Origin of the sequence: Flavobacterium luteum, from assembly GCF_008806775.1 — a bacterium.
GTDB classification, from domain to species: domain Bacteria; phylum Bacteroidota; class Bacteroidia; order Flavobacteriales; family Flavobacteriaceae; genus Flavobacterium; species Flavobacterium luteum.
Map to the genome: position 1 here is coordinate 271,407 of NZ_WAEM01000001.1, position 18,871 is coordinate 290,277.

General features: G+C 33.0%; 26 protein-coding genes. 11 read left to right on the forward strand and 15 right to left on the reverse strand.

What is annotated here, in order from left to right; genetic code table 11:
• Positions 1-29: 29 nt before the first annotated feature.
• From F6464_RS01255 to F6464_RS01275, 5 genes are all read right to left on the reverse strand, one after another.
• On the reverse strand, positions 30-863 hold the full coding sequence (locus F6464_RS01255; protein WP_151105934.1) for an NAD(P)H-hydrate dehydratase: 834 nt from the start codon (positions 861-863) through the stop codon (positions 30-32).
• A 29-nt stretch (positions 864-892) separates the two neighbouring features.
• The gene (locus tag F6464_RS01260; protein ID WP_151105935.1) at positions 893-1,312 is read right to left on the reverse strand and encodes a hypothetical protein; all 420 of its coding nucleotides are present in this window, start codon (positions 1,310-1,312) and stop codon (positions 893-895) included.
• Positions 1,313-1,330: 18 nt separating this feature from the next.
• Positions 1,331-2,170, reverse strand: a complete 840-nt coding sequence (locus F6464_RS01265; RefSeq protein ID WP_151105936.1) for a universal stress protein — start codon at positions 2,168-2,170, stop codon at positions 1,331-1,333.
• 79 nt (positions 2,171-2,249) lie between these two features.
• On the reverse strand, positions 2,250-2,525 hold the full coding sequence (locus F6464_RS01270) for a heavy-metal-associated domain-containing protein (RefSeq protein ID WP_151105937.1): 276 nt from the start codon (positions 2,523-2,525) through the stop codon (positions 2,250-2,252).
• A gap of 30 nt (positions 2,526-2,555) precedes the next feature.
• A complete protein-coding gene (locus tag F6464_RS01275) occupies positions 2,556-2,789 on the reverse strand; it encodes a DUF2892 domain-containing protein (RefSeq protein ID WP_225318011.1) in 234 nt (77 codons plus the stop codon).
• Positions 2,790-3,368: 579 nt separating this feature from the next.
• Between F6464_RS01275 and F6464_RS01280 the strand changes: the two genes are divergently transcribed.
• Positions 3,369-4,067 (forward strand): DUF1826 domain-containing protein, encoded by a 699-nt coding sequence (locus F6464_RS01280; protein WP_151105938.1) that lies wholly within the window; start codon positions 3,369-3,371, stop codon positions 4,065-4,067.
• A gap of 50 nt (positions 4,068-4,117) precedes the next feature.
• On the opposite strand, the gene F6464_RS01285 is transcribed toward F6464_RS01280, so the two are convergent.
• A complete protein-coding gene (locus F6464_RS01285; protein ID WP_151105939.1) occupies positions 4,118-4,381 on the reverse strand; it encodes a hypothetical protein in 264 nt (87 codons plus the stop codon).
• Between the two features lie 419 nt (positions 4,382-4,800).
• Between F6464_RS01285 and F6464_RS01290 the strand changes: the two genes are divergently transcribed.
• The gene (locus F6464_RS01290; protein ID WP_151105940.1) at positions 4,801-5,061 is read left to right on the forward strand and encodes a hypothetical protein; all 261 of its coding nucleotides are present in this window, start codon (positions 4,801-4,803) and stop codon (positions 5,059-5,061) included.
• An 87-nt stretch (positions 5,062-5,148) separates the two neighbouring features.
• Here the strand turns inward: F6464_RS01290 and F6464_RS14580 are convergent, their stop codons facing one another.
• From F6464_RS14580 to F6464_RS01300, 3 genes are all read right to left on the reverse strand, one after another.
• Positions 5,149-5,580, reverse strand: coding sequence for a hypothetical protein (locus F6464_RS14580; protein WP_225318012.1), 432 nt, complete (start codon positions 5,578-5,580; stop codon positions 5,149-5,151).
• A 15-nt stretch (positions 5,581-5,595) separates the two neighbouring features.
• A complete protein-coding gene (locus F6464_RS14585; protein WP_225318013.1) occupies positions 5,596-5,859 on the reverse strand; it encodes a hypothetical protein in 264 nt (87 codons plus the stop codon).
• A 373-nt stretch (positions 5,860-6,232) separates the two neighbouring features.
• Entirely contained in the window at positions 6,233-6,676 is a 444-nt protein-coding gene (locus F6464_RS01300; protein ID WP_151105941.1) for a hypothetical protein, read from the reverse strand.
• A 464-nt stretch (positions 6,677-7,140) separates the two neighbouring features.
• Between F6464_RS01300 and F6464_RS01305 the strand changes: the two genes are divergently transcribed.
• On the forward strand, positions 7,141-7,371 hold the full coding sequence (locus tag F6464_RS01305) for a hypothetical protein (RefSeq protein WP_151105942.1): 231 nt from the start codon (positions 7,141-7,143) through the stop codon (positions 7,369-7,371).
• Here F6464_RS01305 and F6464_RS01310 read toward each other — a convergent pair.
• Positions 7,364-8,251: a DNA-methyltransferase gene (locus F6464_RS01310; RefSeq protein WP_151105943.1), complete on the reverse strand. Its 888-nt coding sequence runs from the start codon at positions 8,249-8,251 to the stop codon at positions 7,364-7,366. The two genes, F6464_RS01305 and F6464_RS01310, sit on opposite strands and share 8 nt — an antisense overlap.
• Positions 8,248-8,508, reverse strand: a complete 261-nt coding sequence (locus F6464_RS01315; protein ID WP_151105944.1) for a hypothetical protein — start codon at positions 8,506-8,508, stop codon at positions 8,248-8,250. The genes F6464_RS01310 and F6464_RS01315 overlap by 4 nt, the downstream gene beginning before the upstream one ends.
• Before the next feature lie 96 nt (positions 8,509-8,604).
• Between F6464_RS01315 and F6464_RS01320 the strand changes: the two genes are divergently transcribed.
• Genes F6464_RS01320 through F6464_RS01335 form a run of 4 tightly spaced genes read left to right on the forward strand, consistent with a single transcriptional unit; the run spans position 8,605 to position 11,029 of the window.
• A complete protein-coding gene (locus F6464_RS01320; protein WP_151105945.1) occupies positions 8,605-8,820 on the forward strand; it encodes a helix-turn-helix domain-containing protein in 216 nt (71 codons plus the stop codon).
• Positions 8,820-9,338, forward strand: a complete 519-nt coding sequence (locus F6464_RS01325; protein WP_151105946.1) for a hypothetical protein — start codon at positions 8,820-8,822, stop codon at positions 9,336-9,338. Before F6464_RS01320 ends, F6464_RS01325 begins: the two co-directional genes overlap by 1 nt.
• Complete coding sequence (locus F6464_RS01330) at positions 9,339-9,878, forward strand: hypothetical protein (RefSeq protein WP_151105947.1); 540 nt, start codon at positions 9,339-9,341, stop codon at positions 9,876-9,878.
• Positions 9,879-9,880: 2 nt separating this feature from the next.
• On the forward strand, positions 9,881-11,029 hold the full coding sequence (locus F6464_RS01335; protein WP_191963303.1) for a DGQHR domain-containing protein: 1,149 nt from the start codon (positions 9,881-9,883) through the stop codon (positions 11,027-11,029).
• Here the strand turns inward: F6464_RS01335 and F6464_RS01340 are convergent, their stop codons facing one another.
• Together F6464_RS01340 and F6464_RS01345 are read right to left on the reverse strand one after the other, a co-directional pair.
• Positions 11,030-11,962 carry a DNA adenine methylase gene (locus F6464_RS01340; protein ID WP_225318014.1) on the reverse strand — a complete coding sequence of 311 codons (933 nt, stop codon included), beginning with the start codon at positions 11,960-11,962 and terminating at the stop codon, positions 11,030-11,032.
• Positions 11,963-12,140: 178 nt separating this feature from the next.
• Positions 12,141-12,890, reverse strand: coding sequence for a hypothetical protein (locus tag F6464_RS01345; protein WP_151105950.1), 750 nt, complete (start codon positions 12,888-12,890; stop codon positions 12,141-12,143).
• 826 nt (positions 12,891-13,716) lie between these two features.
• Here F6464_RS01345 and F6464_RS01350 point away from each other — a divergent pair.
• The 4 genes from F6464_RS01350 to F6464_RS01370 all read left to right on the forward strand — a co-directional run bounded on the left by F6464_RS01350 (position 13,717) and on the right by F6464_RS01370 (position 16,718).
• Positions 13,717-13,917, forward strand: a complete 201-nt coding sequence (locus F6464_RS01350) for a hypothetical protein (RefSeq protein WP_151105951.1) — start codon at positions 13,717-13,719, stop codon at positions 13,915-13,917.
• A gap of 1,410 nt (positions 13,918-15,327) precedes the next feature.
• Complete coding sequence (locus F6464_RS01360) at positions 15,328-16,086, forward strand: hypothetical protein (RefSeq protein WP_151105953.1); 759 nt, start codon at positions 15,328-15,330, stop codon at positions 16,084-16,086.
• Positions 16,086-16,481, forward strand: coding sequence for a DUF5675 family protein (locus tag F6464_RS01365; protein WP_151105954.1), 396 nt, complete (start codon positions 16,086-16,088; stop codon positions 16,479-16,481). Before F6464_RS01360 ends, F6464_RS01365 begins: the two co-directional genes overlap by 1 nt.
• 9 nt (positions 16,482-16,490) lie before the next feature.
• Entirely contained in the window at positions 16,491-16,718 is a 228-nt protein-coding gene (locus tag F6464_RS01370) for a hypothetical protein (protein WP_151105955.1), read from the forward strand.
• Between the two features lie 238 nt (positions 16,719-16,956).
• Here F6464_RS01370 and F6464_RS01380 read toward each other — a convergent pair whose 3' ends face one another.
• Both F6464_RS01380 and F6464_RS01385 read right to left on the reverse strand, forming a co-directional pair.
• Positions 16,957-17,136, reverse strand: coding sequence for a hypothetical protein (locus F6464_RS01380; RefSeq protein ID WP_151105956.1), 180 nt, complete (start codon positions 17,134-17,136; stop codon positions 16,957-16,959).
• 25 nt (positions 17,137-17,161) lie between these two features.
• Positions 17,162-17,584, reverse strand: a complete 423-nt coding sequence (locus tag F6464_RS01385; protein WP_151105957.1) for a DUF6943 family protein — start codon at positions 17,582-17,584, stop codon at positions 17,162-17,164.
• Between the last annotated feature and the right edge of the window lie 1,287 nt (positions 17,585-18,871).

The following is an 18,871-nucleotide window of genomic DNA, read 5'->3' on the forward strand; positions in this document are numbered from 1 at the left end:
TTTAATTTTTGTAAATAATCAATAGTAATTTAGGGACTCTTTAAACAAGATTTAAAGGAGTAGCCTATGTTTTCTATAACGTCTGTGATGAGCATACTTTCCATGCTTTGTTTTTTCAGGGTGTAATCAGCGGCAAACCCATGAAGATAAACCCCAAGTTTTGCACTTTCAAAAGGAGTATAATTTGAAGCTAAAAACGCGGTAATCATTCCAGTAAGAGCGTCACCGGAGCCTCCCTTTGCTAATCCTGCATTTCCCGTGGTGTTTTGAAAAGTTTCGGTTCCGTTAGTAATTACCGTTTTATGTCCTTTTAAAACAATGATGCAATTCAGTTCTTTAGCTTTTTTTACAGCCGATTTTATTCGTTCTTCTGTAGCAATATGATCTCCAAAAAGCCTATCAAATTCTTTTGTGTGAGGCGTAAGGATAGTCCCTTTTGGTATTTTTTTAAGTAGTTTTTTATTTGAAGAAATTATATTCAAAGCATCTGCATCTATAACTAATGGTTGCTTATATTCTTCTAATAATTGAATCAATATGTCCTGTGTGTTTTTTGTTATACCTATTCCAGAGCCAATTCCAATGGCTGAAAAAAAGGTAAAATCAATTTCTTTATTTTTTCGGTCAATTACCATAGCTTCTGGAATTGAAATTTGAACTATTGCTCGTTCTTTTGAAGGAACATCTAAAGTTAATAATCCTACCCCTGAACGTAGGCATGCTTTGGCTGAAATTACTGCGGCTCCCATCTTTCCTTTACTTCCAACAATTAATAAAGCGTGTCCGAAGGTTCCTTTGTTAGAATCGGAGTTCCGTATCTTTAAAATCGATTTTATTTTAGATTGGACAAGTTTTTGTATCATTTTTCAGTTAAAAAAATTGAAACATTGTTCTACTGTTTTTGTTTTGGATTATAAAATTCCTTTACCTTAGCTACAATCTGATTTGTGGTCAAAGCAGCTGCTGTTTCTGTTAATTTTAATTTTGGTGCAAGCTTTTTGTCTTTTTGAATGGACTGTCTAAGTTTTGTTTTTATCGATGCTGGACCAAAAACATAAATTTCATCATCGTTTTTGATTTTATCTATAACGTTATTCAAAAAACTGGCTGTCTGATGTTTCTTCTTTTCATCAAACTTACTTTCATTGTCGCTAATTCGAATTCCAGAAAAAGTGCCAGTCTCTCCCATATTTTTGTGATAAACACTATTTTCAATATCCGATTTAACTTCAATTATATCTTCTTGTTTGTTTTCCAATTTTACAATTATTGCTTTTGAAGTATCTATCCAAACTCCGGTTTGTTTTTTCATGGTTATTTTATGTTTATTTTAAATAAAAAAAGCAGCTGTTGATTTATGATTGTCTGGTATTACAAAAAGGGGAACATGTGTATAAAAAGCTAACTTCTTGCTGACACTTTTATGAAATAGATTTTCAAATATGTTGTATTTGTGAGGAATGATAGCAACTATATCGGCTTTTTGATCGGCTACAAATTCATTAATTTCCTCAATAAGGTTTTCGTTATTGTGGAAAAAATAGTCATGTTCAATATCAGTTAAAGATTTCTCCAATTTTTTGCTGGAAAACATTTCTTCTGCTGTTTCTAATGGTTTATTCTCTGTTACATTTAAAATAGCTATTTTAGAATCAAATTTTTTAGCAAATCCTTTTAGGGTATTAAAGGCATTTGTATTTTTTTGATACTCAAAATCACAGGCGAAAACAATTTTTCTTGGTTTTTTATATTTTGACTTTTCTGGGATAACAAATACAGGAATTTTAGATTCTCGCAAAACCGATGTAGTAATGCTTCCCATCAAAACAGTGCTTAAATTAGTGGTTCCTTGCATTCCCATTACAATAAAATCAGCTTTTTCATTCAGTATACCCCCAACAGCAAAATTCATTTTCACCGAATAACGTACATTAATTCTATTTTTATTCTGTAGGGCTGTGGCTTCCTTTTTTAAGGCATCTTCTTTCTTTTTTTGAATGTCTTCAGCAGTATCAAAAGTAACCGGAATATCCAATGGTGGTGTTATGGGTACATGATAGAGATGCAATAAAAGTAAATCCATATTGAACTCTTTAGCAAGTTTTATTGCATAATCTGTTGCGTTTTTTGCTGATTCAGAGAAATCTGTTGGTACAAGAATTGTTTTCATAACGTTAAAATATTAAAGCTTTTTGTGTTCCAGTATCCTTTTTGAATTATGATTATAATCGGAATAAGATTAATAAAAATTAAAGATTATCTACTTTTCCCATCATGCAACTGGCATAACTTTTCAATTTCAGAAGCAAACCATTTTCCTCCGTTGCTTCTGGATATCCAAGAGAATGGAGTTTATTTGTGATTTTTACTTTATCAAGACTGTCATCATAAGTAACTGTAACCGTATCTTTGTCATTATCAATCTTAACGCTTGAAACGCCTTCAATTTTTAGCAATCCTTTCTTAATAGTTGTTTCACAACCGCCACATTTTAAATTCGCAATCTTAAATTCTTCTATTTTCATCTTGATTCAATTAAAATGTTTTAAAATCTTCTAACGATTTGATTTATCAGTCTCTGTTATCGATTTCAATTTTTTTCGTCGAAACTCCAAAAATTGAATATAAAGAGCAAAAACCAATAAAACTTGTGACAAGAATACGCCAGCAACAATTAATAATAATATTCCTGTCGTTCCTGAAATTTCTTTCATGCCATAGGCTATTCCAATAAATAGTGCTAAGAAAAACCATATTACTTTATCAATAATTTTCATATCAGTGTTCATAATTTTTTATGTTAAATTTCAAGTTTTCTATAACAAATTTTGCTTTTATTACTAATATTATTGTTACATAAATTCTCTAAAAACTTATATAATTTCCACATTCAGCTACTTTTTTCGGTTATAGTTCTTTTAGTACTAGAAATTGAACATCAATTACTCGAATGTTGTTTTCCTGTTGGAGAGGCCAATCAAAATGCTTTCTATCAACTTGTCGAAAAACGATGTAGAATTAAAGTTTAAATCAAAAAGACATTTTTTGATTGCCTCTTAGCAACTGTTTTCAAAATTGATTGGTTTGTAAAGTGTCACAATAAATTCTGAACAACAATTCAACTCTTAAAATGTCAAATTTCCTTGACTATTTATTGTGGCTATTTTAAGTATGGGTCATAAGCCAATTTAATTACTAAACAGGAGTAGTACTTCCTAATAATCGTGATTTTGCGTCCATGAGTTTGTCTGTCACCTCAAATTCTTTGACCAATACAGAAAAATAGTTGTGGAAGTTACAATATGTTTTCTCCCTAAAAAGCTATAATTTTGCGGTGCATAATGCAACTAGCTTCTTAAAAACCTACTATGAATAATCCGTTTTCTGACAGCAGCCAAATAGGATTGGTATCCAGTTTTTCTGAATTAGTGAATATGAATTTTAAGGGAGAAATAAATGCCCTATGCTGGCACCGAAATTTGGAAGGCGATTTTGCAGCCATTGTAAACCAACTGCAACTCAAAGAAAATGTAACGGAAGTTTCTCCTAAAGCCCTATTGGCGCTCCAATTATCAGAGAACGGGTGTAGCGCCAGGGAAATCATCTTAAAGGATATGCAATTATTAACTGATTTTGGAGCTTCACCCTCGCTTAATCTATTAAAATGCTACGAACGAGATGATGAATTTGATTTCATAAAGACAGATGTGTATTCCTACCATGTAGACCGTTCTCCCGTAGCAACAGATACTTTTTTATGCACCTATCACGGAGCCACAAGTGACATTCTTCCCAATGCGCTAGCAAAGCAAAAAGTACTGATTCCTGAAATTCGAGAACAATTGAAAGCGCTCCATAACGGCCCCTGTGAGGATTTTGAAGACTTTTTGAAGGAAAATTATTTCGATTTGCATTACCAGGCACAATCCCAAGCTCAACCTATTCCTTTAGGCGTAGGTCATCTTTGGCGCCTTGCAGTCGATCATCCGCAACAACAAGTGCTCCCTTGCATTCACCGAGCCCCCATTGAAAAGGAAGGCGAATACCGTTTGTTGCTAATTTGCTAAAACAACCCAACCCTCGCAGGGTTCCAATCCCTACGAGGGTTGATACTCAATTAAACATCCAAAATTTCATTAGTATTCTGTTCCTGACCATGATAATAGATAAAATCTTCTTTAGTACCATACAAATCGAACACTTCGTTTCTTTTAAGCATTGTTGGTTTTTCTGAAACAACCGATTCGTAGGAAGACCACGGATACAAACTCATTTGCTTTACAAAACCGTGATGAACAGGATTATTATGGATATAAAAAATGAGTTTTTGAAAATAGCTTTCGGTTGCAACATATTTTCGTTGAAAGTTTTTTTCAAACAAACTTCTTGTGCGATAATGTCGTTTGTTGATGATTGAGTATAAGCATTAAACAAATGCGAAAACTGTCTTGACGGCTCAATTATCTTTGGTTTTTCGGTGGTATTATACGTCAAATTACTTTCATTACTTTCAGATTCACCTTTATTCTCAACAAAATATAAAAATGATTTTTTAACAGGAGGTATAGTGGTTACTGCATCTCTACCGTTATTTTATACTACAGTCACGCAAAAGATTCTCGGGGGAAGAAGAGCAAATGGTAAAAGGCACTATAGCAGTTACTCATACTTAATGATACGTATACTCCCAACAAAATCAATTACCACTGAATTTTGAAAACTTTAGTGATAATTGTATAATTCATTTAGAGGAATAGGTTCTAGTTTTGTTCATACAGTAATCCACTAAATTTCAACCTTATGAAAACAGCCTTTTTAGTTATACTCCTTTTTTTAGGAATAACAATGGCCACAGCGCAAGTAGAAAAGCTAGACGACCATCAAGAAATTATTTTAGATAAAATAGATCAAGAACCACAGCAACCCTCACAAATTTCTGTAGAACGTGCCTCCAGGATTGAAGCAAAAAGAACACAAGACGAGAAAAAGGCTGAAAAAAGAGCTAAGAAAATAGCACGAAAACAAGCCAGAGACAAAGCAAAACAACCACCAGTACAATAGGAGCAGAGGCTTCAAGATAACCCCAACCCTCGCAGGGTTCCAAACTCCAACAACCCAACCCTTGCAGGGTTCCAATCCCTGCAAGGGTTAATACTCAATTAAAACATCCATAATTTCATTTGTATTTTGTTCCTGACCATGATAATAGATAAAATCTTCTTTAGTACCATACAAATCGAACACTTCGTTTCTTTTAAGCATTGTTGGTTTTTCTGAAACAACCGATTCATAGGAAGACCACGGATACAAACTCATTTGCTTTACAAAACCGTGATGAACAGGATTGTTATGGATATAAAAAATGAGTTTTCGAAAATAGCTTTCGTTTGCAACATGTTTTCGTTGAAAGTTTTTTTCAAACAAACTTCCTGTGCGATGATGTCGTTTATTGATGGCTTGAGTATAGGCATTAAACAAATGCGAAAACTGCCTTGACGGTTCAATAACCTTGGGTTTTTCGGTGGTATTATACGTCAAATCACTTTCATTAATTTCAGCTTTATCTTTAATTCTCACCAAAATATGAAATCGCCACTAAAGACAAGTTTGTTGCAAACAAACACCAATGATTATAAAGGCGATACCATATGTTACCACTAAAAAATAAAATTTAAACATATGAAAATGATTTTTTAAAAGGCACCACGCATAAGTATCAGCGATAGGCTCAATATATTTGGCATACAAACGAAGAAAGTGATAGTAATTTTCAGTTTCCAAAAAAACGTCAATTCCATTATTGCCTCTGTTGTAAATATGGTAGTAATTACCGTGAAGAAGTGCTACTTTTTGTTCCATTAGTTATAGGCGTAAAATAAATTAGGTAGGCAACCCTTTATGGGTTTATAATGGTAAGGCGTCAAAAAAAAGTAAATTTAATACATTTTAGGATATCCAACAACCTTTCATACCCTCGCAGGGTTTCAAACTCAATAGCCTTAATACCCTCGCAGGGTTTGAAACCCTGCGAGGGTTGACTATTATCCTGTCATGCTGAACTCGTTTCAGCATCTTTCCTCTCCACTCTCCATCGAGAGTTTGACTAATAGTAAATTACAATACTCTGAATTCGAATTTCATAACCTTTTAGTTTACAATAATAATACAAATCAATTTTCAAGCATGTAACTCCACTTTCCTAGGTTTCCCAATCCAACAAAATTACATTATTTTAATCTTCATCTTCACTAGGAGGAATCGCTCCAAGCGGATTAAACAATCCCCAATCATCCCAAATGTGATTGTTGGTGTCAAAACTGTCCACCCATTCCATAAATAAAACTCTAAATTCGTTAATCTCTTTACGAATTAGTTGAATGTACTGAATGTTTTTATAAGCATCATGAAACCGCAATGCACCTACCTGAACATACAAGTGCATGGCATGTTCTCTAATGATGGCAGCATTTTGCATTCTAATGCTGTACAAGTCACCGGCTTCGGCACCAGCAATTTTAGCGGGAAGAATCATAGCATCCTCCAGCATCAGATGTTTAGTGCTTTGAATGTACTCATCCTCCTCGGGTAAGGAAGCTACGATACTCTCTACCAATTGGTACAGTAGTTCAGCTTTTTTATAAATAGGCAATTGGCGGGACTGTTCTAGGCGTGACATAGTTAGAGATTTAGTTTTCTTTCACCACAATTTCAGTAGGACTATTTATAATAATTTCAGGTTTGTCATTGTAAAGAATTTTACCACTCACACGTATTCTAAAGTCACATTTTGAGCCCGCAGGCCATAGCAAGTAAACACAACAAGACAGAACGTAACAATCGTTTTTATTAAGCGCATCACGGTGGTATTTAGGAATGTAAAAGTAAAGATAGTAATTTTATTTGGTATGATTATTTTCAAAAGCAAACACAAACGCTAATCTACCTCCGACCACAATACTATCAATTAGATTTCGTTAACGAGTTGAATACCCCAGCTAAATGATTTTAATACTCTAAATTTAAGTTAAGACAGAAAGCAATGTACTGTGTTTTTTAGATATTTAAAGTTGATAATTTTAATCATACTTGCGTTAACCCTTTTTTTTATTTAATTTTACCATTATTAAAAACTTTACCAAAATGACAAAAGTTACAGCAAAGTTTACAGGTGAGAACAAGGACTTAGAAATGTTTTTAAATTGCGGTGTTACGGATTACAGTTCTAAATTTTTAGGCATTAATAATTTACATATCCAATGGAATATTGATGAAGATAATCAACAAAAAGCTATTGAAACATGTATGCTATTGGTAAACACATATCAAATGGAATTATGGAACGTAGAATTTAAAGACTTTACTTCTAACTAATTTTAAACTCCAAATCTGGATAATATTCCTCTTTCGGCTCTAGTGCCAAAAACAAACTCATCTCTTTCTTATTGTTGAATCCATTAATCTTTTGTCTGTAATTTTCGGCAATAGTTGGATTTTCTATTTCTAGTTTTCTATTCTTACTGATTTCTAAAAACTCACTTTCCATATCAATCCCTAAATAGCGTCGATTAGCTAAATTGGCTGCAATTCCTGTTGTGGAACTTCCTGCAAATGGGTCTAATATCCATGCGCCAGGTTTGGTTGATGCTAAAATAATACGAGTTAAAACTGACAAAGGTTTTTGAGTTGGGTGTTTGCCACATGACTTTTCCCATTTGGCAATCGCTGGCAATTTCCAAACATCTTTCATTTGTTTATCGCCGTTGAGTTGTTTCATTAACTCATAATTATAGTAATGCGGAACCTTTTCTTTTTTGCGCGCCCAAATGATTAACTCAGCAGAATGAGTAAAGAAGCGACAAGAAAAATTAGGTGGTGGATTGTTCTTTTCCCAAGTGATGACATTTAAGATTTTGAAATCTAATTCTTGTAATAATTGACCAACAGAAAAAATATTGTGATAGGTGCCACTTATCCAAATGGTGCCGTTGTCTTTTAGTTTGTCTCGAACAAGTTTGAGCCAATTACGGTTAAAATCATTTATAAAATCAAATCCTTCTGATTTGTCCCATTTACCTTTGTTGACGGAAACGATTTGACCACTTTGAATGGATAAACCATTATTAGAAAGGAAATAAGGAGGATCTGCAAAGACCATATCAAACTTATGTTCAAATTGTGGCAAGATCTCCATCGTGTCACCTTGTAACAAGTAGAAGTTTTTGTCTTTGGATTTAAAATAAGGTTTTATCATTCTTCTAACATATCAGCTAAAAAGTATAACAATTTACCTAAATTGTGGTCTCCTTTGGCAAAGCCATATTTTTCACAATCATCTGGAATTAAAACTGTTTTGTCTTTTAGATGTTTATCTACTGCAATAATACGCAAAGTATCAACTAAAGCTTGCATTTTTTCATGTTTCTTAATTTTAGTATTTATAATTTCTCCTTTCTTGTTAGATTTAGAAGATACAATTTTAATTTTTTTGATTTTGATAATTGGTTCCATATTGTGTCTTTTTAACTGATCAAATATAAAGAAAATAATTAAATATCACACTTATTGTGTGTGGTTTATTTGGATTTAATAGATCAAATTTGGTAAATGAAAGAAGAAGTATTAATAAAGTTTGGAAATAAGATTCGAGAACTACGAACCAACCAAAATTTATCTCAAGAAGCACTTGCTGAAAAAAGCGGTTTACATCGAAACTACATTGGGATGGTGGAGCGAGGTGAAAGGAATCCTGCTTTAATTAATATTGATAAAATGGCTTTAGCTTTAAATGTAGAATTATTTGAATTACTAAACTTTAAATAATGGCAAAGAAACCCAATACAGTAGGTGGCGGAGCAAAAACTAATCACAATGGATTGCATTTTGAAGGTAGAACAGATCTTTTAAAAGCTTTAAATGTTCATCCAGATTTTACTGTAATGGGAAATCAAGTTTTTAGAGATGGTACAATTGTAGCCTATTATTTTGAAAAACATAATTTGTATAATGGGTTTTTGAAACCAGCTGGGGTCGATTATAAAAAAATACTTTCAAAGAAATTGTTACCTGACGGAGCTCTTTTAGTTGGTAATACAATATATATAATTGAAAAAAAATATCAAGCTGGTTCTGGCTCTGTTGATGAGAAACTACAAACTTGTGACTTCAAAAGAAAACAATATATAAAACTATTTGCATCTCTTGATATTAAAGTTGAGTATTATTATGTGCTAAATGATTGGTTTAACAAACTAGAGTATGATGATGTATTTGAATATATTCAAAGTGTCGGATGTAAATATTTTATTGAAGAATTACCGTTTAACGAAATAGGATTGTAGATGAAGACTTTTTTTTCTAGAATTTATAGTTCATTTGTAACCTGTGATTGGTATCAATCAATTAAAAAAAACAAATGGTTTTTTGTTACTTGGTTTGCCCTAACACTGATACTAGGACTAATTGGAGTTTGGTTACCCATTATTAATGATTTGTCAAATGAGAATCAAGTAATTATTGGTAAAATATTGATAAATGGTAGTTTATCTACATATTCAATTGTGATTTTAATAGATGGAGTAATTAATGTTATTTCTACTCCAAAATTTAAAAAAAGTAATTTTCTAATCGCTTTGATTGTAATAACTTTTCTAATATTGATTTTTAATATATTTTTTTATACAAAAATAATAGATAAGGTTGAGACTCGATTTATAAAATACATGACATTTTGTCTAGGATTAATCTCAACATTTATTGCAATTTATATGTACAAGTATAAAAAAATTGATCCTGAAGAAGGTGCAGATGCTGTTATTGATTATGATAATGAAAGAGTTATAGAAAGTTCTAAAAATGAAACTGAAAATCCAATTTTATGATTATGATGAAGAAATATAAATATAGTTATGTTGAATTTGAACAACCAATAGGTTCATTCTTTCTAACAACAGTAGCAGCTAAAGATCTGTTGAAATTTTATGAAATAACTAGAAGACAGTATATTGATGACCAAGCAGATGGAACACAAAGAAATTATGGATCTAGAATTAAAGACATTGCAAATTACTGTAAAACTTTAGATGCTGCATTCCCAACTTCAATAATCTTGGCATTAAAAAAAGATGGTTATGTTTTAGATAAAGAAAATTCCATTATTGAAATATCTGATAAAGCAGAGATAATAGATGGTCAACATAGAATTCTAGGGTTAGAGTTAGCAAAAGAAAAGTTTGGGGATTTAATTGAAGAGAAATTTACTTTTCCATGTGTATTTCTTTTGGAACCAACTGATCCACAAAAAGCCTTTGTTTTTGCAACTATAAATGGTAAACAAACAAAAGTGAATAAATCCTTAGTGTATGATTTATTTGGAACTTCAGAAAGAAAAGATCCGTATAACATTCTCCATATATTAGCTAGAACTTTGAATTTCACAAGTGATTCTCCTTTTTATCAGAAATTAAAAATGCTTGGGAAGAAATCTGACGATTTAAAAACTGAAAGCCTTACACAAGGTACCTTTGTTGATACTTTAGTGAGTAAAATTTCTAAAGATCCACTCACTGATAGAGATTTTATTAAAAGAGGTCAAATGGAAATGATTTCTAAAAACAAAGACCTCGTTTTTCAAGATTATATGTTACAGAGCAAAGGAGAGCTATTAGTTCCATTATTTAAAAACATTTTTAATGCAGTTAAAAACGTTTGGCCTAATGAATGGGAAATTCATGATACATATATTTTATCCAAAACAACAGGATATATAGGAATTATGAAAGGAATAGACCAATTTATCAAATATGGTAGAACAAATGGTGTCTTAACCGAAAAATATTTTGAATTTATTTTTTCAAAATTAAAAACAATAATGGTTGATAAAAAATTGAAATTTATAAGTGATGATTTTCCTCCAGGAGGAAAGGGAGAAAATAAATTAAGAGATTTAATGATTGAAGTGTATAATGATAACTTTCCAATTGAACAATTAAAGTTAGATGAATTGAAAATAGTTAAAACTAAAAATGTTTAATTAAGCAATTGACAAAGCTTGTTCATAGGCATAATTAGTGATTAATAATTCAGTTAGTTTGCCTCTTTTATCGCCGTTTGCATTAATGCTTCTTCTGGCATATACTCGGTTTATATTAAATTCTTCATAGATATCATCAAAGAAAGTATCGTTCATATCTTTTCCTTTTACATCAGAGTTACTTAGCATCCAATAATGACCTAACGTGTCCAATGTTTTACAAAAGTCACGTAATTCAATTTGTTCATTATCACCAAAATTGTCTTTGGTATAAGTATTAAAACTTGAAGTTTGACTTAAAGGTTTATAAGGTGGGTCAAAATAGAACAAAGCAGGATGTTCGGCATGTTGTAACGTCTCTCTATAATCTCCTGTTAGGATTTCAACCCGTTGCAGCACCTTGCTAACTGCCATTATATTTTCGACATCACAAATAGTTTGCTTAGTGGAATCTCCCATTGGTACATTAAAGCCATTGCTTTTATTCACTCGAAACAATCCATTAAAACAAGTCTTGTTTAAAAAAATAACCAAAGCCGCTTGTGTTACAACATCTTTAGAACGTGTGTTAAAAAGAGCTCTTTGTTCATTATAATAAACTCTTCTTCCTTCAGCATCATTTTCAAAAGAATGAAACTTTTTTTGGAACTTCTGTAAAACCGTAATAAGTTTTTTGGGTTGCTCTGCAATAACTTTATAAGTATTAGTTAAGTCTGCATTAATATCATTTATAATAGCCTTTTCCAAATTAGGAAAGTTTTCCAAAATCCAAAACAAAACGGCTCCACCACCAACAAAAGGTTCAACATAAGTAAACTTTTGTGAAGTAAATTCTCTTGGTAACGCTTTTTCAATGTCATTAATCAACTGGGTTTTACCACCAGCCCATTTCAAAAAAGGTTTTGCTTGCATATACTTGATTGGTTTTTTCAAAAATACTGTTTTATTACTTAAATTTTTATTGTTTTTATTTCTTTTAATTAACATTTCCTCAAATTAAAATTTCTAGTGGTAATAAGTTGGTTTTTTATAAAATATCAAAGAAACACAATAGCCCCCGAAAACTTCGAGGGCCATAGCACAGTAGGAACTAATAGTAGTAGGGGCAAAGCTAGGTCACCTCTACCACATGCAGCACATTGAAAGCGCCGTTTTTTAGCAAATAGTTCACCCCATTTACCCGCTGAAAAAATTCAATTGCAAGCAAATGAATCGCGGTGCCACTTCCTGTAGGCACAGCATCAGGAGTTAGAGTAGGAGCCACTAGCACCGGTTCAATGGCAATAATTTCAACAGGACTGTAAGCAATGTCAGAATCACCACTCGCAAAATCCAATTTCAAAAAGGCACTTTGCAAACTAAAATGGGTCGCCCCATCAGGGTAACGCACTTGGTCTGTCGGTAAAAATTCCGAGATAGCAATACTTCCCGTAGCGGCATCAAGACTCAATGATGACAGCAACACGCTTTGCAAAGGAGCATTACTGTTAAAATCAAATCCTTTTAAGATTAGTTTTCCATCGGGTTCCGCAATACCAAAAGCCACTTGCCGGGCGCCACGAACATTTACAGAGTCTAAGTTCTTCAACTTAGCCATCACTGCCAAAAGCCTACTCGACATTCTTCTGTCTTTCGCTTTAAATACCATTCCGCCCAAAGCCATGCGCAACAGTTTCCCAGACTGGGCACTGTGGGCAAATTCAGCTCCGTTTTCACGAGTCCTGATAAACGCAGGATCGTTCATTATGCGTTGTTTGCTAACACCTCCTCGGGTGCGCACTAAGAGGCCATCGGCGCTCTTGTAAAACGTTAGATTCTCTAACGTACCTTGTATCTTTAAGATACCATCTTGTTTTGCCATGATAAATGGGTTTTTAATTAAACAATACCCCAAAAGTACAGGGTAATTTACTAGCCCAAAGTCGTTTATCCCCTTTAGGAAGTTTATTTCTAATTTAGCATCACAATATCCTTTAAGCCTCTTTTAAACCCAATATTCCCCAAAAATCCCATATAGATACAAACAGAAACGTCAGGACACTTTTAGTCACTTTAGCCCTTTTTAGTCACAAAAGGACACTTTCTACCACTTCAAAAAAAAGAAACATCCCCAACCAAAGAAACAAGAAACCCAGAACCACAAACGGTAGCTCAACTCACGTCATCACACCGTCAGTTCGAGTGATTCAAAAAACCGCTTCTTGCTGTTTTTTGAATTGTATCGAGAACATAAGTTCGTAATGATGCTAGTTTAACTGAAAACAAATCCCAAGAATACCTTAAGCATACCAAAGGCATACCAAAGGCATAGATAGTGTATGTGGAGTGTATGTAAAAGGCATTAGCGATTAAATGAAAAGTAAAAAAAAGAAATTAACAATTTATAAAGCTATTTTACTGAACCTCTTGATAGTAAAGTTTTCAAATAAGCATTCAAGTAGTTTAATTTAAAGTATTGATTAATAGTTATTTAATATTTAAAATATTATTTTTTTATGTCTTTTTGATAAAATAAATGAGAAGTAGAGGAAAACTCACAGTTTTTATTTTTACGAAAATGTAGTTTTTTGTTAATAAGTTCGTTTGCAAGCAAATACAATACATTATAAATTTGTACTGTAATCCTCAAATTTACAAAAACATGAAAACAAGAGAAAGAAGCCTAAACTATTTATTAAATAATGCTAATGGGAAATTTTCCACGAAGACTATGCATAAGGTCTAAAGATATATGCAACATTACAGGCTATTCCATGAAAAAAGCTCGTGAAATAATTAATGATATTAAAGTCTTTCATAAGAAAGAAAAACATCAAATTGTTACCGTTCACGAATTTTCAAAATACATGGGAATACCAGTAGAACAAATTGAGCCCTTCATCAATTAATGCTGTACAACACAGCAAGCAGTCTATAATAAACCTACATTCACTATCGGATGATAATTCTTGGCTCTAGTAGTTTCTCAATAGAATAATTAGAAAGCAGTCATTTTTCCCTCCAAAAAGAAGCAACTGCCATCAGTGCTACTCTTGATCCATAGCAGTTTCCAAACAAATACTTCTCACAAGAGTTCCAGGCTAATATACAGTCTTAGTCAAATCGATAATCCAAAACAGTCCATCTCTAAAATCACTGCGCTACTTCCTCAAGGAAAACCAGTACCTCATAAGCAAATAGGAGCAGTGTCCTTTCATTCTAGTAATAAAAAACCAACTAGTTGCCTAATCGGTTTTCTTTTGCTGAGCAACACGAAAGACTTGTAAGCTATAATTCTAAATGAAAGCAACGTTTAAAACAAAATTAGCTAAAAATAAGGTCATGCAAAGCCGTATAAAGCCGTTTTTTGTGAAAAGCTTGAAAGATATGTGGAATGGAGTTTGTAAGCTAAAAATAGCTTATTCGTAGTATGCTATTGTAAATAAATCTCAAGGCAATGTAGTAAGAGTGTGGGCTAAATGTGGGGATATTGATTAAACAACAAACCCTAACTAATTGAAAATCAATCGTTAGGGTTTTAATTTCGCGGAGAAAGAGGGATTTGTTTTCCATTTCTAACCGATTGATATATAGATTTTTAATGTCTATTTGAAAACTAGGGTCTCTATTATGCACCTGCTTTTTGCATTGCAAAACTTCGATTAACTTATAGTACAAATGTAGTTATATTTTAGGACTTAACGAAGCAATTATAAAGAAAACATTATCAAAAAATGAACTGGTTAATAGTCTGGTTAGCAAATTTCTAAAGTTTAATTTTTAGTAATGTTATGTTTCATTTCTAACCAATTATCAAAGGTTCTACTTGCTCATATTTTAAACTGGTGTAAACACAAAACTCTTCGATTGATACAAACTCATTTTCAAGCTTGTTAAGCTCGGTTCTTATCTTTTGCAATAATCTAATGCTTTGTCGATAACTCTTTCCAGTAATGCGCTGTATATCCTTTGGGTAGATACATAATCTCTTATTTTCTGTTTTCATACACTATCTATGCCTTTGACTAGGCTTTGACTTACTTTAAAACCCTACAATCCAAATTTTTGTATTGTGCAAAATTAGAAAAAAAATCCTTTGTCTAATAAACTGCAATTTAAGACTATTTGGGAGGCTCATATATTGCCATTTATGGTCATTTCTGCCATTTATGTCACAAAGTGTCATATTGGATAGGCACGACTTTTTTATTCTGTTTAATTGGCTAAAATTTGTTTAGAAATCATTCAAGATTTAGTTGCAACGAGTAATCGGAATGAAGGAGAAAAGAAGTGATTTAATAACTTAAATTTTAGGAATTATGGCAAGACAGAAAGGCATAATTAAATTGAAAGGTACTATCGGAGATATTACTTTTTACAAAACCCAAGACGGACATTTGGCTCGTGAAAAAGGAGGCATTGATGCCAGCAGAATAAAAAGTGATCCTGCGTTTCAAAGAACTCGTGAGAATGGTTCGGAGTTTGGGAGAGCCGGAAAGGCTGGAAAAGTGCTGAGAACGGCTTTGAGAGCCTTGCTTTTGAATTCTGCTGATGGTAGAATGGTAAGTCGTTTAACGCAGCAAATGGTTAAAGTTATCCAAGCAGATTTGGTGAGCGAACGAGGTTTGCGTAATGTAATTGATGGTGAAGTTGATTTGCTTGTTGGATTTGAATTCAACATTCGTGGAAAACTTGGCACTAGCTTGTTTGCTCCATTTGTTGGAACTATTGACAGAGTTGCTGGAGAAATCAAAGTTGACTTGGCATCGTTTATTCCATTGAATATGATTGCTGCACCTGGAGGAACTACTCATTTTAAAATCATTTCGGCTGGTGCTGAAATTGATTTTGAGGCTGAAACGTTTATTGAAACTCATTCTGAAACTGGAATTTTACCTTGGGATGCGACTGCAACCGCAGCTATAAACCAAGTAAATGCGGTTACACCAGCGAGCACAAAACCATTGTTTTTGGCTTTGGGTGTTGAGTTTTATCAAGAGGTAAATGGCGCAATGTACCCATTAAAAAATGGTGCTTTTAACCCATTAGCGGTTGTGAAAGTTGATGGTGGAGTTTAATGGAAATCCATTTAACTAGAACTTATTTCCCTGAAGGAACGAATGGTAAACTCGAATGCGATGGCAAATTGATTTGCAACACAATTGAATTGCCTTGGAAGATGAACGAAACGAAGGTTTCCTGCATTCCGGAAGGGAAGTATTTTATAAAAAAGCGATACGGTAAGAAATTTCAATGGCATTTGGAGGTTTTGGATGTAAAAAACAGAAGTTTAATTCTGTTTCACCCTGCCAATAATGCCTTGCAAGAATTGAATGGCTGTATTGCTCCAGTAACAAAACTTTCTGGACCTGGTTTGGGTCTAATGTCTCGAAAAGCTTTTACCAAATTAAAAGACTTGGTTTATAAAAATTTGGACAGTAAAGAAAGTGTAGAATTGATTGTTCAATCTTAATTTTAGATTATGAAAAAAATTATAAATAGAGCTAAAGCTCCAACTCCTAAATTTTTTAAAGTGCTTCGAAATATTGGTTTGGCATTGGCTGCCGTTGGTGGAACGATTTTAGCAGCTCCAATAGCTTTGCCAGTTGTGGTAACTTCTATCGGAGGTTATTTAGCTGTTGCAGGTGGTGTCGTTTCGGCAGTTAGTCAATTGACTACCACAACGGAAAAAGCTGATGCAACACAGTAATTCAACTGTAATTGGTACCGCTGGCGGTACATTTTTGAGTGTATTGCCGAATTTGCATTCGGAAGATGTGTTAAAAACTGTTATATTAGCTTCTGTTGGTGCGGTTGTCAGTTTTTCAATATCTTTGGTACTCAAATTTTTAATTAAGAAGCACAAAAAATAGTCTAATTCTAGTTGTGGTGACCTTTGGATTAGACATTAATGAAGCCCAAACCGCAAGGAATGGGCTTTTTTAGTTTTAAATTTCTTCAAACGCATTAAGTGTAACTTCTAAAACTACAACTTCCGAAATACAATTGAAAAGTTGTTGCCATTTTGCGCTGTCAATGGCTTTATTTCTAGTGTCAAATACTCCAAAACATACTCTTGATGCTTTGCTTTTCCAAACATCGGTTTGGCACAAAATAAATAGCTTCATTTTCGTTGATTTAAGTTAATAATTACTATTTTCTGCAATACCTGTATAAAATGGCTCTGCGAAGGTCATTTATAAGCATCATATCCTCTTTGTATTGCTTTTCTTTTTTCTCCAAAAGTTTGAGAGCTGCAACATTTTTCTGGTGCTGCTCGTGTTCCACCATCATCAATCTAGATTGTGGATTGAATTCTTTTTTGAAGTCTGGAAGGCGTAAAAACGGAATTACAGAACCAACTAAATGCTGGTGCCAAAATTTTGTTTGCCATAAACTATAAGCAATGAAAAAAAGGCTTTCGCAGTCTTCCTCGTTTTGAAAAATGATAACAAAACTGTTAGTAAATGGCTCTTTTTGTGGCTTTCCGCTGTTCATCCCTTTGTTAAGCACAAATAAATGCGGTTTTGAATAAATTGTCCCAACACGATGGGTTTTGATGATGAAATTGGTCATAACATTCGGCTTAAAAAACTGATTAGATTTTCAATTTTTTCGCGGATTTTCTCTTGAAATGCAGGTGTGCCTCGCTACGCTCGACCTATAAAATTTTTCAAAAGAAAAAAAAGAAAAAAAGAAAGCCGTCTGTTGAAGTGGAAGGTTTCAGATAAAAAAGTTTTTTAAAAAAAATACTACCCAATACATCATCGGAAGTGTGGGCGTGAAATCGGAATTGAGTGTTGATGCGAACCGTTATGGGTGGAGATTTTTTTTTAAACCCGTAGGGCTTGAACTTTTTTTTCTGAATACCTGGAACTTATCTTTGCTCTCTTTTTTTTTATTTTTTGTTTTGAATATCCAATCGGAATGTTCTTGTTTAATCGGATTTAATCGGAAGTAATAAGAGTTGAAGTGGAAGATGGTCGTCTTCGGAAAGGGTATCAAATTCTTTGGATGGATGAAAAAACCAAATCAAAAAATAAAAATGCTTTTCATCCGGCCAAAGAATTTGATACTCTTTCTTGGATTTGATTTTTGAGGATGCCTAAGCGTAATTATGAATGGAGAATTATGAATTATGAATTAGGATGTTCAGAAAAATGGGAAGCATCTTCAAAAAACAATGAAAACACTTACCTAGTGCGTCGGCAGAAGCTCAGAGCAAGGGTATCATTTTTTATTTGCTTATTGGGATTTTCTGATTGCTTTTGTGGAAAAGTTGATGCCATAGACTTGAATGAAAGATAATGCTTAAAGCTTGTAATACTTATTATTAGCAACGGTATGGCATCAGCTTTTCCGCTGAAGCAATTACGTCTTATTTTCTGGCAAATAAAAAAATGATACTCTTGCTGGCTTCTCTTGGTTTTGTGGGTGTTTTAAATTGCTTATTTCTATATCGTGAATGTTAGAAATGGAGTTGATAAGCGATTTACAACACTTACAAAAGCAATGCAAATACTTACCGATTTAAACATCAAGTTGCTAAAAGCAGTTAACGTGAACGTTCTTGAAAGCAATTATAACCGTAAATTTCCTATGAAATAGTGAACGTTGTTCAAGACAGTGGCGAAGGACAGCTTTTTTTATTGCCGGCTGGTGCGAGGAAGCAATTAAAAAAGTTGTCCTAGAGCCACTGGCAAGCGCGCAATGTCATTAAGTTAGGAATTTATATAGCTTAAAATCAAGCAAATAGCTTAGTTATAATTTTTTAATTTGTAGTAATTTTAGTATATTTATACTGTATAATTTATAGTATTATGTGTATAAAAAAAAACTCTTTTTTTGTTTTGGAGACATTAA

Excerpts from the sequence above, each read along its gene's own strand:
- F6464_RS01305 (WP_151105942.1), top strand. The coding sequence starts at position 7,141 with ATGACAAAAGTTACAGCAAAGTTTACAGGTGAGAACAAGGACTTAGAA.
- F6464_RS01280 (WP_151105938.1), top strand. The coding sequence starts at position 3,369 with ATGAATAATCCGTTTTCTGACAGCAGCCAAATAGGATTGGTATCCAGT.
- F6464_RS01320 (WP_151105945.1), top strand. The coding sequence starts at position 8,605 with ATGAAAGAAGAAGTATTAATAAAGTTTGGAAATAAGATTCGAGAACTA.
- F6464_RS14585 (WP_225318013.1), bottom strand. The coding sequence starts at position 5,859 with ATGGAACAAAAAGTAGCACTTCTTCACGGTAATTACTACCATATTTAC.
- F6464_RS01290 (WP_151105940.1), top strand. The coding sequence starts at position 4,801 with ATGAAAACAGCCTTTTTAGTTATACTCCTTTTTTTAGGAATAACAATG.
- F6464_RS01345 (WP_151105950.1), bottom strand. The coding sequence starts at position 12,890 with ATGGCAAAACAAGATGGTATCTTAAAGATACAAGGTACGTTAGAGAAT.
- F6464_RS01335 (WP_191963303.1), top strand. The coding sequence starts at position 9,881 with ATGATGAAGAAATATAAATATAGTTATGTTGAATTTGAACAACCAATA.
- F6464_RS01255 (WP_151105934.1), bottom strand. The coding sequence starts at position 863 with ATGATACAAAAACTTGTCCAATCTAAAATAAAATCGATTTTAAAGATA.
- F6464_RS01260 (WP_151105935.1), bottom strand. The coding sequence starts at position 1,312 with ATGAAAAAACAAACCGGAGTTTGGATAGATACTTCAAAAGCAATAATT.
- F6464_RS01330 (WP_151105947.1), top strand. The coding sequence starts at position 9,339 with ATGAAGACTTTTTTTTCTAGAATTTATAGTTCATTTGTAACCTGTGAT.
- F6464_RS01370 (WP_151105955.1), top strand. The coding sequence starts at position 16,491 with ATGAAAAAAATTATAAATAGAGCTAAAGCTCCAACTCCTAAATTTTTT.
- F6464_RS01265 (WP_151105936.1), bottom strand. The coding sequence starts at position 2,170 with ATGAAAACAATTCTTGTACCAACAGATTTCTCTGAATCAGCAAAAAAC.
- F6464_RS01310 (WP_151105943.1), bottom strand. The coding sequence starts at position 8,251 with ATGATAAAACCTTATTTTAAATCCAAAGACAAAAACTTCTACTTGTTA.
- F6464_RS01350 (WP_151105951.1), top strand. The coding sequence starts at position 13,717 with ATGGGAAATTTTCCACGAAGACTATGCATAAGGTCTAAAGATATATGC.
- F6464_RS01300 (WP_151105941.1), bottom strand. The coding sequence starts at position 6,676 with ATGTCACGCCTAGAACAGTCCCGCCAATTGCCTATTTATAAAAAAGCT.
- F6464_RS01325 (WP_151105946.1), top strand. The coding sequence starts at position 8,820 with ATGGCAAAGAAACCCAATACAGTAGGTGGCGGAGCAAAAACTAATCAC.
- F6464_RS01275 (WP_225318011.1), bottom strand. The coding sequence starts at position 2,789 with ATGAACACTGATATGAAAATTATTGATAAAGTAATATGGTTTTTCTTA.
- F6464_RS01365 (WP_151105954.1), top strand. The coding sequence starts at position 16,086 with ATGGAAATCCATTTAACTAGAACTTATTTCCCTGAAGGAACGAATGGT.
- F6464_RS01315 (WP_151105944.1), bottom strand. The coding sequence starts at position 8,508 with ATGGAACCAATTATCAAAATCAAAAAAATTAAAATTGTATCTTCTAAA.
- F6464_RS01270 (WP_151105937.1), bottom strand. The coding sequence starts at position 2,525 with ATGAAAATAGAAGAATTTAAGATTGCGAATTTAAAATGTGGCGGTTGT.
- F6464_RS01360 (WP_151105953.1), top strand. The coding sequence starts at position 15,328 with ATGGCAAGACAGAAAGGCATAATTAAATTGAAAGGTACTATCGGAGAT.
- F6464_RS01380 (WP_151105956.1), bottom strand. The coding sequence starts at position 17,136 with ATGAAGCTATTTATTTTGTGCCAAACCGATGTTTGGAAAAGCAAAGCA.
- F6464_RS01385 (WP_151105957.1), bottom strand. The coding sequence starts at position 17,584 with ATGACCAATTTCATCATCAAAACCCATCGTGTTGGGACAATTTATTCA.